Consider the following 22,795-nt stretch of genomic DNA (forward strand, 5'->3'; position numbering starts at 1 on the left):
TGCCTCCTCGTGTTGTCGTGGACTGCCCCGAAAGCGTAACCCGACGGTTACGGGTCGGCGAGCGCCGGAGCGGGGTCCACTGCGACAAAAAGAGCGGCTTTCCCGCCAGCCGCTTTGCGAACCGGGGTATTGGCGGTAATTATTCTCTTGTTCGCTCGGCGACCAGATTTTCCCCCCAGCCGCGAACCGGGGCCGGAGGCGCCTCCCAATCCGCTTCCGGCCCTCCGCGTCTATCATTCCGGGAATGCGCGCTGTCATTCTGAGCGGATTCGGCGGTGTCGACCGATTCGCATTGCAGGAGATTCCCGAACCGGAGCCAGGCCCCGGAACGGTACGAATAGCGGTCCACGCGGCGGGCGTCAATCCCGTCGACGCCGGCAATCGGGCCGACGGGTCCTGGGCGGGGCTGGCGGTGCCCTGCGTCCTCGGATACGACGTCGCGGGAGTTGTCGACGCCGTCGGGCCTGGTGTCACGGAGCACGCGGCCGGCGACCGGGTGATGGCGATGACGGGCTTCCCGTCCGGCGCCGGCGGATACGCCGAGTCGGTGATCGTCCCGGCAAGCGAGGCCGCAGCGATCGATGACGGCACGTCGTTCATCGAGGCCGCCGCGACTCCCCTGGCGGCCGGGACAGCGGCCGAGGTCCTCGACCGGCTCGCGCTCCCCGCCGGGAACCGGCTGCTCGTCCTCGGCGCCAGCGGCGGCGTGGGACTTCTCCTGGTCCAACTGGCCGCGCACGCGGGGCTCGATGTGACGGCGGTGGGGCGTGCGGCCACGCATTCAGTGATGCACGGCCTCGGCGCGCGAACCTGCGTCGACTACACGAGCTCTGAGTTCCCGCAGGCCGTCGACGAAGTCGACGCGGTCGCGGATCTGGTGGGTGGTGAACTTGTCAACCAGGTGGTGGCGCGGATCCGGCCGTGGGGGTCGATCGCGTCGATCGCCACGCCGCTGCTGGATCTCGACCCGGTGCTCGACCGGAACCTGACCTTCCACGGCGTCCTGATCCACAACCACGGGGACCGCACCCGCCGGCTGGCGGCGTGGCTGGCCGAGGGGGTGCTGCGGCCGGTCGTGAGCCGGGTGTTCCCGCTGGAGGAGGTCGGCGCCGCGCACGAGCTGGTCGAGAGCGGGCACGCGGGCGGCAAGGTGGTGCTGCGAGTGCGCGGGTGAGCGGCGCGCAAGCCTGGTGAAAGCGGCCATCCGCAGAATTCGGCGGTTGCGATTCACACGGGCCGCCGTCACGAGCGAGGGCCAGCGGTGGATCCGGCAGAAGGGGCCACGCCCTGGCGTTGCGCTTCGAACGCCTCGCCGTCGGCGTGGCCGGAACCAGGCAAGCCCGAAAGGATTCACTTGAAACTCAGACGCAGGTTCCTCACGGCCGCCGCGGCGCTCGGGATGGCGATCACCGGAGCGGTGGTGCCGGCGACGAGCGCCCTCGCGGACGACGTCTCCAGGGTCGGCGGATGCGACATCCACATCCGTGCGATGTGGACCCAGAAGTGGTGGGTGGCCTGGGCCAACCAGCCCAACGCCCCGGTCACCGCGAACAGCATGAACTACCAGGGTCAGTGGGAGAAGTTCTACCTGCAGACCCTGCCCGACGGCACCTTCCGCATCGTCTCCAAGGCGACGAATCGGTACATCGTCGCGCGGGCGGACGTGAACCAGTCCCCGCTGGCGGCCAACTCGGGCGTCGCGGGCAACTGGGAACGGTTCGTGCTGGAGGACCTCCAGACGGACTGGCAGGGCTACGACGGGTACCTGCGAGCGGTCTCCAACTTCAAGTACGTGCTCACCCGCGCGGACGAGCCGAACTCGCCGGCGCGGGCCAACAGCAACATCAAGGGCATCTGGGAGCGGGTGAGGCTCGAGCCGCTCGACTACGAGAGCGACTCGTGCTGGCCCAAGGGCGACAACCCCTACCGCTGATCGCAAGACCGGGTGGTGCCGTAAGGCACCACCCGGTTTGCTCTGGCGGCTAACAGGCGACCCAGTCGGTGCTCACTGCTCGATCACCAGAAAAGGCTTCAGTGAGCCGGCGATCACCATGAGCTGGAAGCCGACATCCACGCCGCCCCTCCTCGCCATGATCTGGAGACCGTCCCGAAATCCATGCTGGTTGATCATCGACCACAGCCACAAAGGCGTTCCCCCCACCAGCAGGCTCCACGGAGGCTCCCCGGAAACGTCCTCGCCGACGCTCTCCGGCGAACTGTGGAGTGACACCTCGACGGTGTCGTCGTCAGCAACAGCCTCGACGGCCAACGTGCCGTGCTCGAAAACAAGGACAAGGGCCGAGAGCAGAGCCGGATTCGTGTCGTCGACAAGGATCTGCCGAACGGCGCCGAACGTGTCCGCGACCTCGCCAAGGGATGGCAGCGTCACTTTCCGCCCTTCTTCTGTCCTCCGGCCTGCTTGACCATCTTGATCGCTTTCTCCGCCTCGCGGTCTCCCAAGACCGCCTCATGCGCCAGATCGCGCAGAGTCATCGTCTTGTAATCGCTTCCCAGCTGATTGACCTGGCTCGCTCCTCCGCCGCGGCGCCTGATCATGTCAGCCGCCGTCTCGTCGGCGAAGTCGACCAGATTGCCGAGCTTAGCCCTCTCGGACTTGATCAGAGGAGTGCAGTTGTGCACCAGGACCGGCGTGTTGCCGGCCAGCACATAGTAGGTATGGAGTCCGGCAACGGTCAGGTTGTGCACCCTTGAACGAGCGGCCCACATTCGCGTCCCGAGGACCCGCTGCCGGGTTCCAGTCGCCGTGGTCACGGTGTCGCCACCGTCGAGGTCGGCGGCGTCGACCCATGCGTTCCGGCTCTGCACCCAGAACGGATGTCTGGCCGTGGAGACCACACTGCCCTCGGCGTCACCAGCGGCACCGTCAAGGTCGACGGTGACCTCTACCAGATCCTTCGGGCCCGCACTCGAGATCAGCCGCGAAACAGGCTTCGCCGCTGTGGTGTCGGTCCCCGGGTCAGTGGCGATCACCTCATCGCCGATGTCGATGTCCTCGATCGGCTTCGTAGTGCCGTCGGCGAGCAGGACCAGCGTGCCGGGGACGAAACTGCTGCACACGGGTGCGCTGTTGCGAGCCGCCGCCGGCGCACCGGCCGACACCGTTTTGGTGCTGACCGGCGCGCTGCCGGCGATGGCCCGAGCCTCCTGCCGCGCGGCGGTGGACGCTGCCTGGACGGCCGCCCTGGTCCCGACACCCGCACCGATCGCAGCCCCCGCACCGACAGCGGCCGCGCCTAGGATCGCCCCGGCGCCTCCCGCTACGGCGCCCATCACCGCTCCGGATGTGCCGGCGCTGAGCAGGCCTTCGACGCTGAAGTCCGCGCGTTGTTCGACGACGGTCGCGAAGGAGTACGAGACCATGTTGCCGACCGCCCCGGCCAGCGCCCCACAGGCGACCGCCCCGACACCTGTCCAGCCGATGGCGCCCGCGCACGCCGCGCCCGCGACGATGCCGGCGGCCGCTCCGAGGATTTCCGCCTTGTGGTCGTCGACCCAGTTCACCGCGGCGGCGACGGCTGTCTTGCCGTGGCAGATGACGTCCCAGGAGCCGCACTTGGGCGCCTCCGGGACCGGCTTCGGCTGGACCGTTACCCTCGGTGCGTGCGGGTTGGAGCCCCATGCCTGGTAGCAGCGCGGTTCACCGTCATAACACATGGCGGTTCCTTTGACTACCAACTTCGACTTGGTGGGTTCGTAGGTGGTCGCCGGACCCGGGCTGTTGCCGTACGCGCCCCCTCGGCATTCCCCGTCCGGGCACGAAACGGGTGACAGTCCGGACGGGTCGCTGAGGGTGGTCGGGTTGTTGTTGGCGTAGGAGTAGCCGTTCCACTGTTGCGGGTCGGCGGCGTTGAAGATCGGGTCGACGCTGAGGAACCGGCCGTCCTCGGGGTCGTACTCGCGGGCGCCGAGATGGACCAGGCCGGTGGGGTCGGCGGTGCCGCCGACGAATCCGAACTGGTTGGGCCAGGACACCGCGGCGCCGCGGGCCTCGCCGAACGGCTTCTGCCGGCGCTGGACGACCGACTGGTTGCCGGTCGCGTTGATCGCCAGGGTGGAGGTGCCCTGCCGGTCCGACATCAGCCAGGTGAGCCCGGCGGTGGTGCGCTGGGCGATCGTCTCGCCCTGGAAGGTGTAGAACCGGGTGTGGCTGACCGTGCCCGAGGCGGTGGACCGCAGTTCCGCGCCGGGCAGGTTCAGCGTCGCCGCACCGGACGGGTCGGTACGGATCAGCCGGTTCCCGTCGGCGTCGTAGAGATACTTCGTCGTGCCGGAGGGGTCGGTGCTGGTGGCGAGGTTGCCTTCAAGATCCCAGGTGAAGGTTCGCCCGCCGGCCGCGTTCGGCGCCGAGACGGTGTTGCCGACCTGGTCGTACGCGTACTGGTAGGTCTTCGATCCGACGGTGACGCCGGTGGCCGCGTGCGGTCGTGCCGAGCCGGCCGCCGGGTAGGTGTAGGTGGTGGTCTCGTCGCCGGTGGAGCCGGTGGAGCCGGTGGAGCTGTGCTTCACCCGCGCGGTGCGGTTGCCGACGGCGTCGTAGGAGTAGCTGTCCCAGTACCTGGCCGGCCCGCCCAGCCCGGACACGCTCGGGTTGGTGCCGCAGTTGTCGGTGGCCGGTGTCCACGCCTCCTTCAGCCGGCTGAGGTAGTCGTGGCGGAAGCACTGGACATCCGGAGTCGTCCCGGCGCTGTCGACGATCTTCTCGACGTTGCCGACGGCGTTGTACGTGTACTTGATGTTGGACAGCGCCGCGACCGACGACTGCGTCTTCACCTGCGTTCCGGTGAGTCGCCGCGTGCCGTCCTTGTCGTCGTAGGTGAACTGCTGGTCGGCGAGCGGGCCCCCGCCGACCTCCGGGCTGTAGGTGCGCACGGCCGGCTCGCCGTACCCGGTGTAGGCCATCGCGTCGACGTAGCCGTATCTGGTGCCGCTGAGCGTCTTGCCGTACATCGACGTGGCCATGCCGAGGTCTTCGGTGTAGTTGTACTGGACCGTCTCGGCGGGCAGCCCGTGCATCGCCGGGTAGCTCACCGTGGAGACGCTGCCGTCCTGGGCGTACGTCGTGTTGAAGGGGTAACTGCCCGCGAAAGGCCCCTCCGGGATCGTCACCTTGGTGCCGGCGATCTGCCCGAGCGCCGTGTACCCGGTCACCTCGGTCCGGTAGGCCTTGCCGTTCACGTACCGGGTCGCCGCGACGGCCTTGCCCTTGCCGTTGGCCAGCGAGTCGTACGTCCACTCGGCGATCCGGGTCTGGGGAGCGGCGGCGTCGACCATGCTGGTTCGCCGGCCGAGCTCGTCATAGGTGTAGGCGATGCTCTTCCCGCGCGCGTCGGTGACCGTGGCGACCTGGTTCTTGTCGTTGTAGGTCGTCGTGGACCGGCCGCTGTCCGGGTCGTTCGAGGTGATCAGCCGTCCACGGATGTCGTAGGACTGCGACCACGTGTTGCCGGCCGCGTCCGTGACGACGCTGTTCAGGCCTTGCCGGTTGTACCCGAACGTGATCTTGTCGAATTCGCCGTTCGGCCCGTCGCCCTTGTACTGGCGTGCCTCGACCGTGCGGCCCCGCGCGTCGCTGATCGTCCGCGTGGGTGTGCCGCCCGCCGGCGGGTCGACGGAGACCCAGTCACCGCCGTACGCCGTCGTGCTCCGCTGCTTCTCCACCCCGAAGGCGCTGAGAATCGAGACGGTCGCCCGGCCCGCGCTGTCGAACTGCGTGGTCGTCTGCGACGGCACCTGGGCGTCGGACGGGCGCTTGAGCTCGGACGGCGCGTTCTCGTCGGTCGGCAGATAGGGCGCGTTGGTCTTGTACGCCCGCCCGGCCGAGTCGTAGTAGACGTCGGTGACGATGTCGTCGCCATCCTTGCCGGGTGACGGCGTCCGGGTCTGCAGCGGCCGCATCAGGCTGTCCTGCAGCGTGTACGAGGTGATGTACTTCCCGGCCGGGTTGAGCGTCGAGCTGGTCAGCATGACCGGCCCGTCGCGCCCGATCTTGTAGGCGTACTTGATGTTCGCCTCGGACTTGCCCTTCACCCGGCCCGGCAGCCACACACCGGTGAGCCGCCCGAGGGCGTCGTACTCCAGGTCGGTCCGCTGCCCGTTCAGGTCGGTCGTGCCGACGGCCAGGCCCCTGGTGGGGCTCAGCTCGTTGACGGTGGTGTGACCGAGCGCGTTGGTCGTGGTCATCCTGGTGACCGGACCGCCGACCGCCGGTTCGTAGGCAGTCGTCGACCACTGCCCCAGTTCGTCCTTGGCCTTCAGCGTGCGGCCGTGCACGTCATGGGTGGCCTCCGCGACGGTGACATACGTCGGCGCCCCGGACGACCAACCCGAGATCGCCTCCATCCGGGTGACGTCGCCCTTGGTCGGGTTGTTGGCAGCCCAGCTGGCGGCGCCGTCGAACGTGATGCGGCTGTCGCCGATCACGTCGGCTGCGGATTCCGCCCGGCGGGCGCACGGCAGGGCGGTCGTCTCGACCCGGGAGACGAGGCCGAGCAGCCACCGGTCGTTGTTGCGAGCGTACGAGGTCCGCGTGCACTGCTCGTCGCCGTCCACCCCGACGACACCGTGGTCCTCGGTCTGCGTGGCCATGCCGTAGCCGTCGTAGGCCGTGGTACGGCCGGTCGCCCGGAAGCCCCGGCCCCCGTCGAGCAGGACCCGCTGGGTAATGGTGGTGGTCCGCACGTAGTTGGCGGTGACGGTGGTGCCGTTGATGACCCGGGTCGCCGTACTGTTGCCGATCCTGCCGACGTCGAAGCGTTCGGTGCTGATCGGCGTGGCGCCCGCGTCCGGTCCGCTCAGCGACACCGTCTCCCGGACGTTGCCCTCGAGGCCCGCCGCGTCGACCACCTCGACACCGTCGGAGGTCGTCACCTTGGCCGAGCGCGTCCCGCCGGACGTCCGGTCGCCGTCCATGCCCCGGTAGAAGACCGTCCGCGCCGCGGTGCGGTCGGCATCCTCGCCGCGCCTGGCCTCCACCGCCTGGTAGCCGCGCCAGCTGGACCAGGTCTTGGCGTCGTTGGTGACCAGGCCGTCGTCGTCGGTGTAGTGCCAAGCCGGGTCACCGATGTACGTGTAGTTCGTGGTGACCTTGGGCGCGCCGCCGGTGTGATCGGTCTCGGTGACCGCGTTGATCACATATTTGTGGAACCAGTCCTGGAAGGGCTTGGTGTCTCCCTCCTTCGTCCACTTGACCGGGTAGCACCGCTTCGTGTTGGTGTCGGGCTGAAGCCCGCTGACACAGTCGGGCGCCGAGTACGAGACCGTGACCTCGCCGCCGCTCTCGTTACGGATCGTCTTGACCCGCCACCAGTTCATCGGCGGGGCCTGGTCGTCCTGCGACTCCGCCCGATTCACGAGTTGCTGGCCGCTGAAGGTGACATCGAGCGTGGTGCCGCCCGGCGCGACCCGGCTGATCTTCTCCAGCCACAGACCGGCCCGGGTGGAGTCACCGGGGTCCGGGAAGGAGTGCTGCAACCGCCAGGTGTCGACCGTCGTCCCGCCGGACGCCGTACTGATCTCGGCCAGCCGCAGAGTGGTCCAGAACGTCGGCCCGGCGATCAGGCACGACGTCGTGCACAACAGGTCCCAGGGCACGTCCGGCCAGTTGGCCGCGTTCTTCTGCCCGCAGGAACTGGTGACGCAACGGTCGGCGGTCTTGAAGTTGACCTGCATCCTGGGCGTGGTGCCGAGTTCCTCACCCAGCCGGGTGCCGTAGTCGATCCGGCTGATGTATCCGGCGCGGGTGTACTCGGTCAGCTTGGTGACGTCCTTCGCCCGCGCGTAGACGTTCTTCTCCGTGCCGTACCAGTACGACATGGTGTTCTCGTGCGGGTCGACGACGTGGTCGAGGTTCCACCGCCAGGCCTGCTGGCACCACGACGCGTCGAAGGTGCTCTTGGCGCAGGGCTCGTTCGGGTGGTTGCCGAAGACCGGCACCGTCCACACCGAGTTGGTCACCGGCTTGCCGGACGCCCAGCCCGGCAGCTGGTTGCGCCCGAACCAGTACTGGGTGCCGTCGGTGGTGGTGATCTTCCAGTACTCACGGTCGCCGTCGCCGTTGTCCGCCCCGGTGAGCAGCTCGACCTTCGAACCGTCCTCGTTGCGCGGGCGGTAGGCGCCGGTGGCGTCGTCGCGGATCAGCTCGACGGTGGTGCCGTTGAGCGACATCACCGCGTTGGCGGTCCCCCAGCACAGGTCGCTGGTCTTGTTGTTCTTGTTGGTGGGGTCCTGCCCACGGGCGTCCTTGCCCATGTCGTCGCCGCAGCCCTTGTAGCGGCGCTCGATGTACCCGGGCGAGTAGTCGAAGCCCTCACCGGCCCAGGACGGCTGGTTGTTGTTGGCCGCCATACGGCCGTCCATGCTCTGCGAGGAGTAGCCGAGAGCCACCGACGGGACCGGCCCGTTCACCGCCGGCGGGATCTGGATCGGGTACGACCAGTTGAAGTCGCCGGAGCCACCGCCCGAGGACCAGGTGCTGGATGCCTGCAGCGAGGTCGGGGCGAAGGAGCCGGTGTTGCCGGAGGTGCCCGCGGCCAGCGCGTACAGGGCACCCTTACCGCTCGCGGCGGTCAGGTCGGCCGCGACCCGGTTGCCGTCGTTGGCCGACGGCAGGACCGTGCCGGCGCACTCGGCGCGGTTCGGCGTGGTCAGCGCGCAGTCCGGCAGGCGGACCAGGCGCAGCCGGTGGGCCCAGTCGCCGCCGAACGTGCTGCGGAACGCGCGGTAGTCCACGGTGACGCGGACCGCGCCGGGGCCCTCGGTGGTGGACAGCCGGAACCGCAGCTCGGGCTTGCCTTGCCGGTCCAGCAGATTCATCCGGACCGTGCCGGGCACGCCGGCGTTCCGGACACCGGCGGCTGTGACCGCGACGGGCAGGGTGCCGACCAGGGAGGTCTTCTGGGAGGCAAGACGGGCTCCCGCACTGGCGGATACCGTGAGTTCGGCCTCGGCGGGAGCGGGCCACACCGGCGGTGCCGGGCGGAGGGCCGCCGCGGCGGCGGCCGGATCCGGCGCGTACGGAAGCACCGGCACGTCCTGAACGGGAACGATCCTGTCCTTCTGCGGCTGCAACGGTACGTACTGCGCCGGAGCAGCCGCGGCGGCGGTGACGGCCGTGCCGATCTGAACCACCAGGTTCAGGGAGAGCAGGGCAAGCAGCGCCCGCTTGAGCGGTTTTCGCATGACCGTCCTCTCAGGACAGGTAGAGGTTGACGATGTCGGCGGGTTCGAGCACACCGACGAAGACGCGGACGTCGTCGATGTCGCCGCGGACGTTGTCGACGTTCCGGTTGCCGAACTTGGCCCGGCCGATCGTCAGCGGACCGCCGGCCGACCAGGCGTCCGGCATCGAGCCGGTGCCGACGTGCGCGCCGTTGACGTAGAGCCGCAGCTGCGCCCTGCCCACGTCGTGGACACCGACCAGGTGGACCCACTCACCGGCGGTGGTCCTCACCTCGGCCGAGGCCCTGCCCACGCGTTCCTCGGGCGGATTCGGCTCGTCGGCGAACGGCATCGAGAACGCCCACCGCGGGTTCTTGTCGGTCTCTTTGAGGTACTGGAGGAAGAATCCGCTGACCTGGCTGCCGTCCTGGCCGACGACGGTCGAGGTGGACGTGGAACCGGGCAGCCGGACCCAGGCCGACACGGAGAAACTCTGGTCCGTCAGCAGAGCCGGTGTCGTCGTCTCCGCCGAGGAGACGGCCGAGCCGGGGCTCCACGCCTGCCCGGCCGAGCGGTGTCCGGTGGTCCGGACGGGCGAGCCGCTGATGGCCGCCGGCCGGTTGAACCCGGACGTGTCTCCGGCGACAGCGGTGCCCGAGGCCTCGTCGAACAGCCACTCGCCGGCAAGCGAGGTCTGGTCGACGTACTGGGCGAGCTCACCCTGGAAGATCCGGCGATCCCAGATCTGGACGTCGTCGATCGCGCCCGGCCAGAAATCGACCGGCTGGGCGTTGTACATGGCACGGCCGATCGTCAGCGGTTTCGTGCCGGCTGTGCGTACCCAGCCGCTGTTCAGGGGTGTCGTGGCAGCGAGTTGGCCGTTGACGTAGAGCCGCAGCTTCCGGGTCGCCTCGTCGTAGGTACCGGCGAGGTGGGTCCAGACGCCCAGGCGCGGGGGCTTCTCGGAGACGGCCCGCACCGAGCTCGCGCCGGCCGCGTCGTGTTCCAGCACCGCGAACGCCCACCGGTCGGCCTCCTTGTTGTACTGCAGGTAGAAGGTGCTGCCGTTCACACCGTCCTGCGCGACCGCGGTGGCGAAGTTGTCCGCGCGGTCCAGCCGCACCCATGCCCCGACACTGAAACTCTTGTCCACCCGCGGCACCGCCCCCGCCGCCGTGGCCTGCGCGGAGGTCCCGTCGAAGCGCACCGCCCGGTCGGCACCACCGACCCGGCTGCGCTGCCCCAGCTGTCCTCCGGCCAGCGTCGCCGGGTGGTTGTTGCCGGACGCGTCGGCCAGGACCGTTCCTGACGTCTCGTCGAGTTTCCAGCGGCCGACCGGCGGGATGCCCGGGGCCACCGAGAAGTCGTACCGAGCCATCGGCGAGAGGTTGCCGGCACGGTCGACGGACTTCACGTGGAGCGTGTTGATCCCCCGCTTCTCGGGTGTCGCACCGGTCAGCGCCGTTCCTCCGAGGGCACTCGCGGCGACGTACTCGGTGGGCGGATCGCTCAAGCCCCAGTAGTAGCCCACGACGTCGTTGACGCCGTCATCGGAGACCCCGTTGGGCGCGAACCGGAACTGGCCGCTGCGCCCCACCCCGCCGTGGTAGCCGTCGCCCGGCGGATACACGCTGTCGGCGCTGGTGACGACCGGCGCCCTGTTCGGCTTGTTGGTGTCGACGGTGAACTCGCACCACGGCGTCGTCGGGCTGTCGGTGACCCGGTCGCCCGAGGTCACGTTCCACGCGTACGTCGTGTTGTCCGCCAGGCCTGCCAGCGTCGTCGTGGTGTTTCCACCCGACGTGATGTCACGCTGCTGCACGTTGGTCCACGGCTGCTGCACCACGCCGCCGACCAGCTTCCCCCAGAAGTACCAGGCGTCCAGGATGCCGCCGTCCGGGTCGCTCACCCTGGCGCTCAGCCCCGGCGAAGCGGTGCTGATGTACGGGCGGCCCGTCCCGGTGGCACAGGCCTTGCCGTCCACCGTCGCCCCCGACGGCATGTCCGGGTACGAGTTGTACGTGATCGACAGCCGGGCCGACGCCGGGTCGAACTTCTTCCAGTGGTTGTAGGTCCCCTCGTTGCTGGCCCGCAGCCCGAGCGCGATCCCGCCGCTTGCCAGCGACCCGGCCACCCCCTCGGCCAGCTTCGCGTTGCCCCACTCGTTGTGGACCCGGGCGTCGTCGCAGGACTCGGAGTTGGTGCCGGTAATGAAGGTGTTCCACGAGTTGCTGTGGTTGTTCCAGTTCGTGTCCGGCCCGAACCCGCCCACCACGTACAGATCGGTGTAGGACGCCGTGCATGAGTAGGAGTGCGTCAGCGTCGCGCTGAACGTGGCGGAGAGGATCTGCTTGCCACGCAACGACGCGAGGTCGAACCAGAACATCGACCGGTACCGGTTGTTCGGCGCGATGCTGTCCTGCTCGTAACCAACCTTGGCGCCCTCGTTCCGGTCGTACGACCAGTACTCCTGGTCCGGCTCGGTCTGGTTGATCATGCTCCAGGCGCTGGCACCCGGCGACACCGACGGCGTGTTGAGCGCCCCGATCTCGGTCGTGAATGTCCCGGGTGCCTCCCTCGCCGGCGCCCCACCGGCGAGGGAAACGGGCCCGGCCACCACACCGACGGCCACGACGGCCACCACAGCCGCGCGCATCACGCGGCTCAGCAATCGGCGCATGCAAGATCTCCGATCTTTCACATCGGTCCGGACCGAGACGGCCGGGCTCGTGCGAAAGCTATGCAGGACCGCTTACATGCCGATCACGCCGGAACTGCGTCCCTGATCATGACGAGCGCGCGGGCGCCGCGATCCACTCGATCTTGTAGCCGAAACCGATCCCGGTCACCGGGGTCATGAGTGGACGCTCCGGGTCCTCGCCCACAGCCGGTGGATCAGGAGCAGCTCGAACCCGGACACCAGCACCGCGGACACCAGGGTGGTCGCCACGATGAGCCCGGTGAGCGGGCCGACGATGAAGACGAACATCATGAACTCGATGCCACTGAAGACGTGCGGGCGGATCCGGCGGCGGCGCAGGGCGGCGCGGGCCCGGGAACGAAGCCCGGCCGGGCGCCCCGGTCCACCGAGACTCGCCGAAGCCGAAGCAGGAGCCGGAGCAGGAGCAGGAGCCGGAGCAGGAGCCGGAACCGGAACCGGAACCGGAACCGGGATCTGACTCGCGACCCGCTTCATCTGCAGGGCGTTCAGGTATCGGAACAGGTCCAGGAAGATGACCGCCCCGCCCAGGAGCAGATACCCGATCTCGCCCGTCGACTGGTACTGCCCGCCGAACAGCCCGACCGCGCAGACCAGCACCCGCAGCCGGTCGAGGATGTAGTCGAGCCACGTGCCGAACAGCGAGCCGGTGCCGTTGAGGCGGGCCACCTTGCCGTCCATGCAGTCCAGCACGAAGCTCAGATGGAACAGCACCGCGCCGCCGATCAGCCCGGTGGTGTCACCCCGCCAGAAGAGGACCGCCGCCACCGAGCCGATGACGAAGGCCACCAGGGTGAGCAGGTTGGGAGTGATCCGCGGCCAGGGCGCGACCAGCCACACCAGCCGGGAGGCGAGCGGGTCCACGAGCCATACCGTCCACCACGCGTCCCGGCCCTTGTACGTCCGCTCCCGGATCTCGCCCAACGTCGGCCTGGGCAGCAAGTTTGTTCTGGAGATCGCCGGCACCTTTCGCTGTCACCCGTCGAATTCGCGGACAGCGTAGGTACCGGCGCTCACGCCATGGCTTCACGCGGCTGACGCGCCCCCGAGAGCGGCACGCAGTCTCCGCTCCGCATCGCCGGCGGCGTGCAGCGTGTCGAGGGCCAGCAGCGCGGCCCCGGTGACCGGCGGCGTGGACAGGACCGTGACGTCGGCCAGCGGCGCCTGCTCGGAGATCCCGGCGACCACCTGATCGTGCAGCAGCGGGATGCGAGCCTGCAGGACGCCGCCTCCGAGGACCACGGCGTGCGGTGCGGTCAGCAGGTTCAGCCGGCCGGCGGCCACCCGGTGCTGCGCCAGGATCTCCCCGGCCTGACGGGTTACGAGCCCGGCCGCCACCTCGTCGCCGTCCGCCGCCACCTCGAACAGCAGTGGCGTCAGCTCCGGGATGCGGTCGCGGGACAGGCCACCGAGGTGCAGCGCGATGCTCACCTCCTCGACGGTGGGCAGGCCGAAGTGGGCGGCGACCGCGGCGGACAGCTTGGTGGGCCGCCCGCGCCCGTCCTCGCCCCGGGCGGCCTTCCGCAGCGCGTACTCGGCGAGGTCGTGGCCGCCGCCCCAGTCCCCGGAGATCGGGCCGAGGGCGACGAACCGCGCGGTCCGGCCGTCGGCGGCCCGGCCGACGCAGTTCGTGCCCGCGCCGCAGACGACGGTGACCGCGTCCGGCGATGACGTACCGGCCCGCAGCAGGGCGAAGCAGTCGTTGTCGACCAGGGCACGGGTGGCCCAGCCCCGCGCCGAGACCGCCTCGTGCAGGCGGGTCACCTCGATCGGCAGGTCGGCGCCGGCCAGGTAGACGGCGATGGTGTCGATCACGGTGTCCGGTGACAGGCCGGCCCGGGCGCGGGCGGACGCGATCAGGCCGCCGAGCACCTCGATCGTGCCGGTCAGGCCGATGTTGTGCGGCGAGGACGTGCCGCCGCGGACCCGGGCCAGCACCTCGCCGGACGCGTCGCCGAGGACCACGTCGGTCTTCGAGTTGCCGCCGTCGGCCGCAAGGAAGAGCGCGTTCACCGAGCCCACGCCAGGTGTGGGCGGCCGGACGCGATGAGTTTGCCGGCGAGCGCGTCGGCTTGTTCGTGCTGGCCGATCAGCGGGTGGGCGAGCAGAGCACGGTAGACCCGGTCACGGCCGCCGCGAAGGGCGGCGTCGAGCGCGAGTTCCTCGTACCCCCAAACATGGGTGATCAAAGCGGCCAGATCGGGCGGCAGTGGGGTGACCGGCAACGGTGCCGGGCCCGAGAGGCCCGCCCGGGCCGAGACCTCGATGACCGCCTCGGCCGGGAGAAACGGGAGCGTGCCGTTGTTGCGCACGTTGACCGAGTGGACCGCGTCGTCGTCGAGGCCGAACAGAGAGGCGAGCAGACCGACCGCGGCCTCGGAGTAGTAGGCGCCGCCACGTTCGCCGAGAAGTGCGGGCTTCGTCGTGAGGGTGACGTCGCGGTACATGTCGAGCAGCAGCGCCTCGATCTCGGCGACCCGCTGGCCCCGGGTGGCCGCGCCGAGCGACTCCCGGACGTGCTCGTCGTGCTTGTAGAAATAGGACAGGTAGTAGGACGGGACGCTCCCGAGCATCGTGATGACCTCGCTCGGGACGTCGACCTCGTCGGCGATCTCGGTCAGATGGCCCGCGAGCAGCGACGGGAGCCGGTCCACGCCGTCGACGTAGGCGGCCCGCTCCCAGGTCAGATGATTGAGCCCGATGTGGTCGAGCACCACCGCGGACGGGTCGACACCCAGGTAGCCGGCGAAGCGCCGCTGGAAGCCGATCGCCACGTTGCACAGCCCGACGGCCCGGTGCCCGGCGTCCAGCAGTGCCCGGGTGACGATCCCTACCGGGTTCGTGAAGTCGACGATCCACGCTCCCGGCCTGGCCCGCTTCCGGATCCGCTCGGCGACGTCGAGGATGACCGGCACCGTGCGCAGCGCCTTGGCCAGGCCGCCGGCGCCGGTCGTCTCCTGCCCGACGCAGCCGCAGTCGAGGGGGAACGTCTCGTCGGTGATCCGTGCCTGCTGGCCACCGACCCGCAGCTGGATCACGACGGCGTCGGCGTCGGTGACCCCGGCGTCCAGATCGGTCGTCCACACCACCCTGCCCGGGTGCCCGTACTGCTGGAAGATCCGGGCGGCGAACGCCCCGACGATCTCCAGCCGCTCGGCGGCCGGGTCGATCAGCACCAGCTCGGAGACCGTCGAGCCGAGCCGGGCGAACCCGTCGACCAGCTCGGGCGTGTAGGTCGATCCGCCCCCGACGACTGCGATTTTCACCCTTTGAATCCCGTCAGCGTGATGCCCTGCACGAACGAGCGCTGGGCGAAGAAGAAGATGATGATCAGTGGTGCCATGGTCAGCACCGTCGCCGCCGTGACCAGGTTCCAGTCGACGTGGTGGACGGTGCGGAACGACGCCAGCCCGAGCGAGAGCGTCCACGAGCTCTCGTTCTCGCTGGTGTAGAGCAGCGGGCCGTAGTAGTCGTTCCAGCAGTAGAAGAACTGGAACAGGCCGGCCGCCGCGATGCCGGGCCGGGCCATCGGCAGCACGACCCGCAGCAGCGTGCGCCATTCGCCGCAGCCGTCCACGCGGGCCGCGTCGAGGTACTCGCTCGGGATGGTCAGCAGGAACTGCCGCAGCAGGAAGATGCAGAACGCGTCGCCGAACAGCGCCGGGATGATCAGCGGGGCGAGCGATCCGGTCAGGCCGTAGCGGGCCCACATCAGGTAGAGCGGGACCGTCACCACCTGCGGTGGCAACATCATCACGCAGATCACGACGAGGAACATCAGGTTGCGGCCGCGGAATTTCAACTTCGCCAATGCGTACGCGGCGGGCACGCTCGCCGCCAGCGTGAGCACTGTGGCGGACACGGCATAGAGGACCGTGTTGAGCAGATAGTGCGGTAGTGGGGTCGCCTGGAAGACCTTCAGGTAGTTCTCGGGGTGCCAGGTGTTCGGCCAGTAGTCGCTGGTCAGGGCCTGGTTGCTGGTCATCAGGGAGAGAAGGACGAGGTAGACGACCGGGGTGGCGAACATGATCGCGATGGCGATGGCGATGGCGTGCTTGGCGATCCAGTTCAGGCTCTTGTCCCTTTTTTTCGGGATGAAGACTGGCTGTTCGACCGGCCGCTCCAGAACTGCCGTCACGATTCCTCCCCGGAGAATGCCTTGGCGCGGCGCAGCAGGATCAGGGTGACCGCGAGCGCGACCACGAACAGCACGATCGCGAGCGCGTTGGCATAACCGAGCGCGCTGTACCGGAACCCGACCGTGTAGAGCCACAGCGGATAGGTGAAGGTCGAGCCCTCCGGATAGCCGAACGACTGGGAGATCCCGGCGCCGACGGTGGCCTGCCCGCTGGCGATCGAGCCGGCCACCGCCGCCTGGTCGAAGTACTGCAACGTGTAGATCACGCCGGTGACGGCCGCGAAGAGCACCACCGGCTGGATCGTCGGCAGCGTGATCGACCGGAATCGGTGCCAGGCGTTCGCGCCGTCCAGCGACGCGGCCTCGTAGAGGCTCTCCGGGACGCCCAGCACCGCCGCCAGGAAAATGATCATCAGGTCACCGATGGCCCAGAGGCCGAGCAGGACCAGTGACGGCTTGGCCCAGGCCGGCGAGTTGAACCAGAGCGGACCGTCGACGCCGATCATCTCGAGAAAGGAGTTCACCGGGCCGGTGCCCGGTTTGAGCAGGTAGACGAACGCGATGGTGGCGGCCACCGGCGGGACCAGCGCGGGCAGGTAGAAGATCGTCCGGTAGACGCCGGCTCCCCGTTTGAACTGCACGAGCAGCATCGACAGGCCGATCGCGCCGAGGATGCGGACCGGGACGAAGACCACGACCATCCACAGTGTGTTGCGGACCGCCTGGAGCAGGAACGGGTCGTCCGCCATCCGCCGGTAGTTCTCCAGGCCCACCCACTGCGGCACGGAGAGCAGGTCGAACTTCGTGAAGGAGAAGTAGACCGCCGAGATCAGGGGGTAGAGGAAGAAGACCGCGATGCCGATCAGTGCGGGCGCCACGAAGGAGAGAGTGGTCGCACCCCGGCGGAGGCGAACGCCGTTCATCGGCTCAGCCGCCCAGCGTCATGACGCTGTTGATCTGCTTGTCCGCCTCGGCGAGACCCTTGTCCAGGTCGGCCACCTTGCCGGACTGGTAACCGGTCAGGAACTGCCCGAACGTCTCCTGGTAGGCCGGGCCGGACGCGGACGGCGGCGAGGTCATCGAGTTCGGGTTGTTGAAGATGTCGATGAACGCCTTGAAGTCGGCGTCCGCGTTCAGCGCCGGGTCGGCGATCGCCTTCGTCGTGGTGGGCACGTTCTTCAGCAGACCGGCGAGCTTGATGACCGCGTCGTCGTTCGTGGTCAGGTACTTGATCAGCTCCCAGGCCGCCTCGGGGTTCTTGGCGTTCTTGGAGATGCCCACGATGTTGCCGGTGACGTAGCCGCCGCCGTAGCGGGCCGGATCGGTGGTCGGGAGCGGCGCCACGCCGTACTTCAGGTTCGGTGCCTGGTCCTTGAGGAACGCCAGCCGGTACTCGGCGTCGACGTTGATCGCGACCTGGCCCTTCTGGAAGGCGTTGTCGGCGCTGAACTCGTCGCCGAGGCTCGCCTTGAACTTGGTCAGGTTGTCGTAGCCGTACCAGTCGACGAGGTCCTTCTGCCAGGTCAGCAGCGTCTTCCAGCCGGGATCGGTGCCGACTGCGCTCTTGCCGTCCGCGGTGAGCCAGGTGGCGCCGGTGGCCGGGGCGAGATGCGCGGCCGAGTTCTCGTAGAAGTCGTAGAGCGGAAGAAACCCGACGGTCTTCAGGGAGCCGTCCGCGTTGCGCACGGTGAGTTTTTTGGCGTACGCGGTGAGCTCGTCCAGTGTCTTCGGAGGCTCGGTGATCCCGGCCTTCGCGAACAGGTCCTTGTTGTAGTACATCCCGTACGCGTCGGCGAGGAACGGCATCGCGCACCGCTTGCCCTCGAACTCGGTGTACGACCGGGTGGTCGCGTTGAGCTGGTTCAGGTCCACCTTGTCCCGCTCGACGTACGGCTTGAGGTCCACCCACGCGCCGGACGAGCAGAACTTGCCGACGATGTCGGTGGAGTAGGAGAGCCCGACGTCCGGGCCGTTGCCGGCGCCGATCGCCTGGGTGACCTTGGAGTCGTCCTGACCGGACTTGACCGTCACCTTGATGTTCGGGTGGCTCGTGGTGAAGTCCTTGATCACCGTGTCGATCGCGGCGGCCTCACGCTCGGTGAAGAAGTGCCACAGCTCGACGGTGCCGGACACCTCGGTACCGGGATCGGCGATCTTGTTCTCTTTGGGCGCGGGTGTGCAGGCGGCAACCAGCAGACCAGCACCAACTAGGGCAAAAAGGGCATGGGGGATCCGTTTGTTCACTTTGAGACCTCTCACAAAGTCAGCTGTCGCGGATAGCGGTGATGAGGGCTTCCCGGACCGCGGCGAGACCGGCGTCGAGCGCGCCGAGCAGCACCGCGTCGTCTTCGATGGTGGTGACGGCGAACGAGCTCTCCAGCGGGGCGGCCCGCTGGAAGGCACTGTTCACCGCGGTGAGCAGGGTGTCGCCGCCGGCCTGGGCGATCGGGCCGGCGAGTACGACGAGGTAGGGGTCGAGGACCGCGATGACCGCGGCCAGGCCGACCACGATCCGGTCGGCCAGGGTCGGGATGAACTCGCCCGCACCGGCCGCCGCGGCGGCGACCACCTCGGCGGGCGTGTCACCGCTGATGCCGTTGTCGCGGGCCAGATCCATGATCGCGGCGCCGCCGAAGAGGTCCTGCAGGTCCAGCTTGCGGTGCGGCGAGTCGGGTGAGTAGAGCGGCACGTACCCGATCTCGCCGGCACCTCCACGGGTGCCGCGCAGCAGCGTCCCGTTGATGTCGATGGCCAGACCGAGGCCGTCCTGTCCGATCCAGAGCAGCGCGAAGTTCTCCGCGTCCCGGCCGGCGCCGCGGCGCCGCTCGGCCACCGCGGCCAGGTTGACGTCGTTGTCCACCCCGACGTGCGCGCCGAGCTCGGCGGCGATGCCCGGCACCAGGCCGGGGCGGTCGAAGCCGGGAACGTCGACGAGGCGGATCGTCTCGGTCCGCGGGTCGTAGGAACCGGGCACGCCGAGCTGCACGTGCCGGATCCGCTCGGCCGGGACGCCGGCCTGTTCGCGCAACCGGTCCACCACGCCGGCGAGGGCGGCGACCGGCTCGGTGGCTAGGAAGTCGACGCGGGACTCGAACCGGGCGCGGACCTCGCCGGTCAGGTCGCAGAGCGCGGCCGTGACCGAGGGGGTACCGCTGGTTCCGACGTCGCGGACGGAGACGGCGGCCGCGTAGGCCGCGTCCGGGTTGGCCGCGTAGATCTCGGCGTTCGGCCCGGGCCGGCCGCTGGCGTGCCCGACGACGTCGACCAGACCGGCCTCGGTCAGGCGGCGCAGCACCTCGGAGATCGTCGGGGTGGACAGCGCGGTGAGCTTGCGCAGATCGGCCCGGGTGAGCATGCCCGGGTCCAGCAGAAGCTCCAGCGCGGCGCTCTCGTTCATGGCGCGCAGCAGCTTGGACGAGCCGGCCAGACGCGCCATCGAACCTCCAGCAGATAGGCAAAGTGTTTAACAGTTGGCTCATCCTGAGCCACCCGGTCGCCTTCCGTCAAGGGCCACGAACTCTGATCGACCAGTATTGATAAAGCTACTTAACAGTCGTAGAGTCCGTCCCCATCCCCTCTGACAGGAGCGCCATGATTCGCGTCAGGACAGTCGCCTACGCCACGTTAGGCCTGGTCATCCCCGGTGCAGCACTGGTTTACGGACTTCTTCCCGCCGGAGCCGCCACGGCCGGTCCGATCAAGGGCCTCGGTGGCAAATGCATCGACGTCGCCGCCGCGTCGACCGCCAACGGGACCGCCGTACAGCTCTACGACTGCAACAACAGCGCCGCCCAGCAGTGGACCGTGGGCAACGCCGACCAGACGCTGCGAGCGCTGGGCAAATGCCTGGACGTCACCGCGGCCTCGACCGCGAACGGCGCCAAGATCCAGCTGTACGACTGCAACGGCACCGGCGCCCAGAAGTGGACCTTCTCCAACGGCGCGCTGGTCAACACCGGGTCGGGCAAGTGTCTCGACGTCACCTCGGCCTCCACCGCCAACGGCACCCGGCTGCAGATCTGGACGTGTGCCTCGACGGCGAACCAGACCTGGACCCTGCCCGGCGGCACGTCCCCCACCACGCCGCCCACCGGGTCCCCCACCGGCAAGAACCTGGACGACCCGGCGAAGAAGGACGTCGCCATGCAGATCGTCTCGGCGGCGGAGAACTCGTCGCTGAACTGGCGCGGGCAGTTCTCCTACATCGAGGACATCGGCGACGGCCGCGGCTACACCGCCGGCATCATCGGCTTCTGCTCGGGCACCGGCGACATGCTGGAGCTGGTCGAGGCGTACACCGCCACCAAGCCGTCGAACGTGCTGGCCAAGTACCTCCCGGCGCTGCGCAGCGTGAACGGCACGTCCTCGCACGCCGGCCTCGACCCGAACTTCACCCGGGACTGGCGGACCGCCGCGGCCGACTCGGTGTTCCAGGCCGCGCAGGAGGCCGAGCGGGACCGGGTCTACTTCAACCCGTCGGTCCGCGACGGCAAGACCGACGGCGTACGCGCCCTCGGTCAGTTCGCGTACTACGACGCCGCGGTGGTGCACGGGTACTCGGGCATGCGCTCGATCCGCAGCCGGGCCCTGGCGAAGGCCAAGCCGCCGGCACAGGGCGGCGACGAGCGCGCCTGGCTCAACGCGTTCCTGGACGAGCGCGTGGTCGAGATGAAGAAGGAGGAGGCCCACTCGGACGTCACCCGGATCGACACCGCCCAGCGCGTCTTCCTGAACAACGGCAACTTCGACCTGAACACGCCGCTCGACTTCAAGGTCTACGGCGACTCGTTCCACATCGGCTGACCCGGCTTCGAACCTCCCGGTCAGCGCACCGGGAGGTTCACCCGGCGGCCCAGGCCGAACTGGGGGGCGTTGGTGTCGGTCACCATGGCGAAGGCGCCCGCCGGGACGCCCTCGCGGGTCGCCACACGTGACGCGGCGGCCAGCAGCGTCCGCTCGCGCGCGCCGGCGATGAAGAAGATGTAGTGGTCGCCGAACGCCTCGCCGTCGTCCCACTCCTCCAGGCCGAGCTCGTCCTCCAGGTCGATCATGAAATCACCGACGTCGTCGATCCACTCGCCCTCGGCGCTCATCGGGATGTGGATCTCCACCATCACAGCCATGCGGTAATGATGACCCCCGCCCCCGGACACCTCACGTCCGGCCCGGACCGGCCGACGATAGGGCCATGGGAAACGGGGAGTGCCGATGAACCGCCTGCCGGTGCTGGTGTCGCCGTACGGCCCCTATGCCGGCCTCGCGCTGCACGTGCACGATCTGACCATCCGTGGGCATCACACGGAGACGCTGCACGCCGCCGACAGGGCGGAGGCGATCACGCTGACGCTCGGCGACCATCGCACCCACCGGGTCAGCCGGCTGGGCCGGATGTACGCCCTGAGCGCCCTCGGCCGGCTCGACGAGGCGCTGCGCATCGCCGAGGACCTGATCGCCGACCAGTCCGTGCTCGGCGGCCCGAAGGCCACCGACGCGAAGATCCTGGCGGACACCGCCGAGGTTCTCATCCACCTCGGCCGCATCGACGACGGCCTGCACTACGTCGCGCGGGCGCTGGCCCTGCTGGACGTCGCGCCCCGCAAGGGCCTGCGGTACTTCTCCGCCATGGCGTCGCTGGCCGAGGCGGCCCGCGGTGCGGATCTCTTCGAGCTCGCCGACGACGCCATGCGCCGTTCCCTGGAGTCGTTCGAGTCCCCGGACGAGCTCTACCGGTCCGCCGCCGAGCTGACCCAGACCGAGCTCTGGGTGGAGTGGGCGCTGCGGCTGGAGCAGGTGGGCCGCACCGAGGAGGCGGCGAGCCTCATCGACAAGAGCACGACGGTGCTGCAGTTCTGGATCGAGCAGGGCATCGACTCCCCGCTCGGCACGGCCGTGCTCGCGGTCTGCCACGCCAAGACCGGCCGGATCGCGGAGGGGCTCGCCATCGTCGGCGAGCTGCTGTCGAAGATGCGCGCGGCGGGTCAGCACCACGAGGCACGACTGCTGCACCTCGCACACGGGCTCGCGTTGCGGGCCACCGGACAGTGGCGGGCCGCCGCCCGGGAGTTCCGGGCCGCCCTGGAACTCTCCGTGCTGCGGTCCCAGCGGCTGCTCTTCCAGTACGAGCTGGCAGTCACCGCGGTGCACGAGTTCCCGGGCGAGACGACACAGGCGCTGCTCGAGTCCCTGCGCAGCCACGTCGAGGCGCTCTGGCAGCTGCGGCTGGACCGGCGCACGATGCTCCGGCAGGCCTACCGCCGGGTGGAGCTGGAGGCGGCGCGGACCACCGCCGACCTGGCCGCCACCTCGGACGCGCTGACCGGGCTGGGCAACCGCCGGATGTTCGACCGCCGGATCAACACCGCGGTGGCCGGCGGCTCGCTGCTGCTCATCGACGTCGACCACTTCAAGGACATCAACGACCGCTACTCGCACGGCATCGGCGACCGGGTGCTCGGCGAGATCGCCGCGGTGCTTCGCGCGCACTGCCGGCACAACGAGGTCGCGATCCGCTTCGGCGGTGACGAGTTCGCCCTGTTCCTCAGCACCGGCGAGGAGGAGGCCCGGCAGATCGCCGAGCGCATCCGCCGGGTCATCCAGGCCCGCGACTGGAGCACGATCGTGCCGGGTCTGCGGGTCACGCTCAGCATGGGCCTGGCCGCGTGCCGCCCCGGCGAGCCCGGCCGTGAGCTGTACGACCGGGCCGACGCCCACCTCTACGTCGCCAAGCGGTCCGGCCGCAACCAGCTGGCCGCGGCCTGACC

At 69.3% G+C, this 22,795-nt stretch carries 15 protein-coding genes; 4 read left to right on the forward strand and 11 right to left on the reverse strand.

Annotation, left to right across the window (positions count from 1 at the left end):
* Positions 1–244: 244 nt before the first annotated feature.
* Both AB0M02_RS17230 and AB0M02_RS17235 read left to right on the forward strand, forming a co-directional pair.
* Positions 245–1,174 (forward strand): NADP-dependent oxidoreductase, encoded by a 930-nt coding sequence (locus AB0M02_RS17230; RefSeq protein WP_364227668.1) that lies wholly within the window; start codon positions 245–247, stop codon positions 1,172–1,174.
* 180 nt (positions 1,175–1,354) lie between these two features.
* Positions 1,355–1,933, forward strand: a complete 579-nt coding sequence (locus AB0M02_RS17235; protein WP_364227670.1) for a hypothetical protein — start codon at positions 1,355–1,357, stop codon at positions 1,931–1,933.
* A 72-nt stretch (positions 1,934–2,005) separates the two neighbouring features.
* Here the strand turns inward: AB0M02_RS17235 and AB0M02_RS17240 are convergent, their stop codons facing one another.
* From AB0M02_RS17240 to AB0M02_RS17285, 10 genes are all read right to left on the reverse strand, one after another.
* The gene (locus AB0M02_RS17240; protein WP_364227673.1) at positions 2,006–2,389 is read right to left on the reverse strand and encodes a DUF6334 family protein; all 384 of its coding nucleotides are present in this window, start codon (positions 2,387–2,389) and stop codon (positions 2,006–2,008) included.
* A complete protein-coding gene (locus AB0M02_RS17245; protein WP_364227676.1) occupies positions 2,386–9,198 on the reverse strand; it encodes a polymorphic toxin-type HINT domain-containing protein in 6,813 nt (2,270 codons plus the stop codon). Before AB0M02_RS17245 ends, AB0M02_RS17240 begins: the two co-directional genes overlap by 4 nt.
* A 10-nt stretch (positions 9,199–9,208) precedes the next feature.
* Positions 9,209–11,857 carry a LamG domain-containing protein gene (locus AB0M02_RS17250; protein WP_364227679.1) on the reverse strand — a complete coding sequence of 883 codons (2,649 nt, stop codon included), beginning with the start codon at positions 11,855–11,857 and terminating at the stop codon, positions 9,209–9,211.
* 174 nt (positions 11,858–12,031) lie between these two features.
* Positions 12,032–12,838 (reverse strand): CDP-alcohol phosphatidyltransferase family protein, encoded by an 807-nt coding sequence (locus AB0M02_RS17255; protein ID WP_364227682.1) that lies wholly within the window; start codon positions 12,836–12,838, stop codon positions 12,032–12,034.
* A gap of 84 nt (positions 12,839–12,922) precedes the next feature.
* Complete coding sequence (locus AB0M02_RS17260; RefSeq protein WP_364227685.1) at positions 12,923–13,909, reverse strand: BadF/BadG/BcrA/BcrD ATPase family protein; 987 nt, start codon at positions 13,907–13,909, stop codon at positions 12,923–12,925.
* A complete protein-coding gene (locus AB0M02_RS17265; protein ID WP_364227687.1) occupies positions 13,906–15,162 on the reverse strand; it encodes a 6-phospho-beta-glucosidase in 1,257 nt (418 codons plus the stop codon). Before AB0M02_RS17265 ends, AB0M02_RS17260 begins: the two co-directional genes overlap by 4 nt.
* Positions 15,159–16,034, reverse strand: coding sequence for a carbohydrate ABC transporter permease (locus AB0M02_RS17270; RefSeq protein WP_364227690.1), 876 nt, complete (start codon positions 16,032–16,034; stop codon positions 15,159–15,161). Before AB0M02_RS17270 ends, AB0M02_RS17265 begins: the two co-directional genes overlap by 4 nt.
* Positions 16,031–16,957, reverse strand: a complete 927-nt coding sequence (locus AB0M02_RS17275) for a sugar ABC transporter permease (protein WP_364227693.1) — start codon at positions 16,955–16,957, stop codon at positions 16,031–16,033. The genes AB0M02_RS17270 and AB0M02_RS17275 overlap by 4 nt, the downstream gene beginning before the upstream one ends.
* Positions 16,958–16,961: 4 nt before the next feature.
* On the reverse strand, positions 16,962–18,278 hold the full coding sequence (locus tag AB0M02_RS17280; RefSeq protein WP_364227696.1) for an ABC transporter substrate-binding protein: 1,317 nt from the start codon (positions 18,276–18,278) through the stop codon (positions 16,962–16,964).
* Between the two features lie 19 nt (positions 18,279–18,297).
* Complete coding sequence (locus tag AB0M02_RS17285; RefSeq protein WP_364227699.1) at positions 18,298–19,470, reverse strand: ROK family transcriptional regulator; 1,173 nt, start codon at positions 19,468–19,470, stop codon at positions 18,298–18,300.
* 155 nt (positions 19,471–19,625) lie between these two features.
* Between AB0M02_RS17285 and AB0M02_RS17290 the strand changes: the two genes are divergently transcribed.
* Positions 19,626–20,837, forward strand: coding sequence for a chitosanase (locus AB0M02_RS17290; protein ID WP_364227702.1), 1,212 nt, complete (start codon positions 19,626–19,628; stop codon positions 20,835–20,837).
* A 20-nt stretch (positions 20,838–20,857) separates the two neighbouring features.
* Here the strand turns inward: AB0M02_RS17290 and AB0M02_RS17295 are convergent, their stop codons facing one another.
* The gene (locus AB0M02_RS17295; protein ID WP_364227703.1) at positions 20,858–21,157 is read right to left on the reverse strand and encodes a hypothetical protein; all 300 of its coding nucleotides are present in this window, start codon (positions 21,155–21,157) and stop codon (positions 20,858–20,860) included.
* A gap of 85 nt (positions 21,158–21,242) precedes the next feature.
* On the opposite strand from AB0M02_RS17295, the gene AB0M02_RS17300 reads away from it, so the two are divergent.
* On the forward strand, positions 21,243–22,793 hold the full coding sequence (locus AB0M02_RS17300) for a GGDEF domain-containing protein (RefSeq protein WP_364227705.1): 1,551 nt from the start codon (positions 21,243–21,245) through the stop codon (positions 22,791–22,793).
* Positions 22,794–22,795 lie beyond the last annotated feature (2 nt).

The sequence above is a fragment of the Actinoplanes sp. NPDC051861 genome (assembly GCF_040681145.1).
In the GTDB taxonomy this organism is placed as follows: domain Bacteria; phylum Actinomycetota; class Actinomycetes; order Mycobacteriales; family Micromonosporaceae; genus Actinoplanes.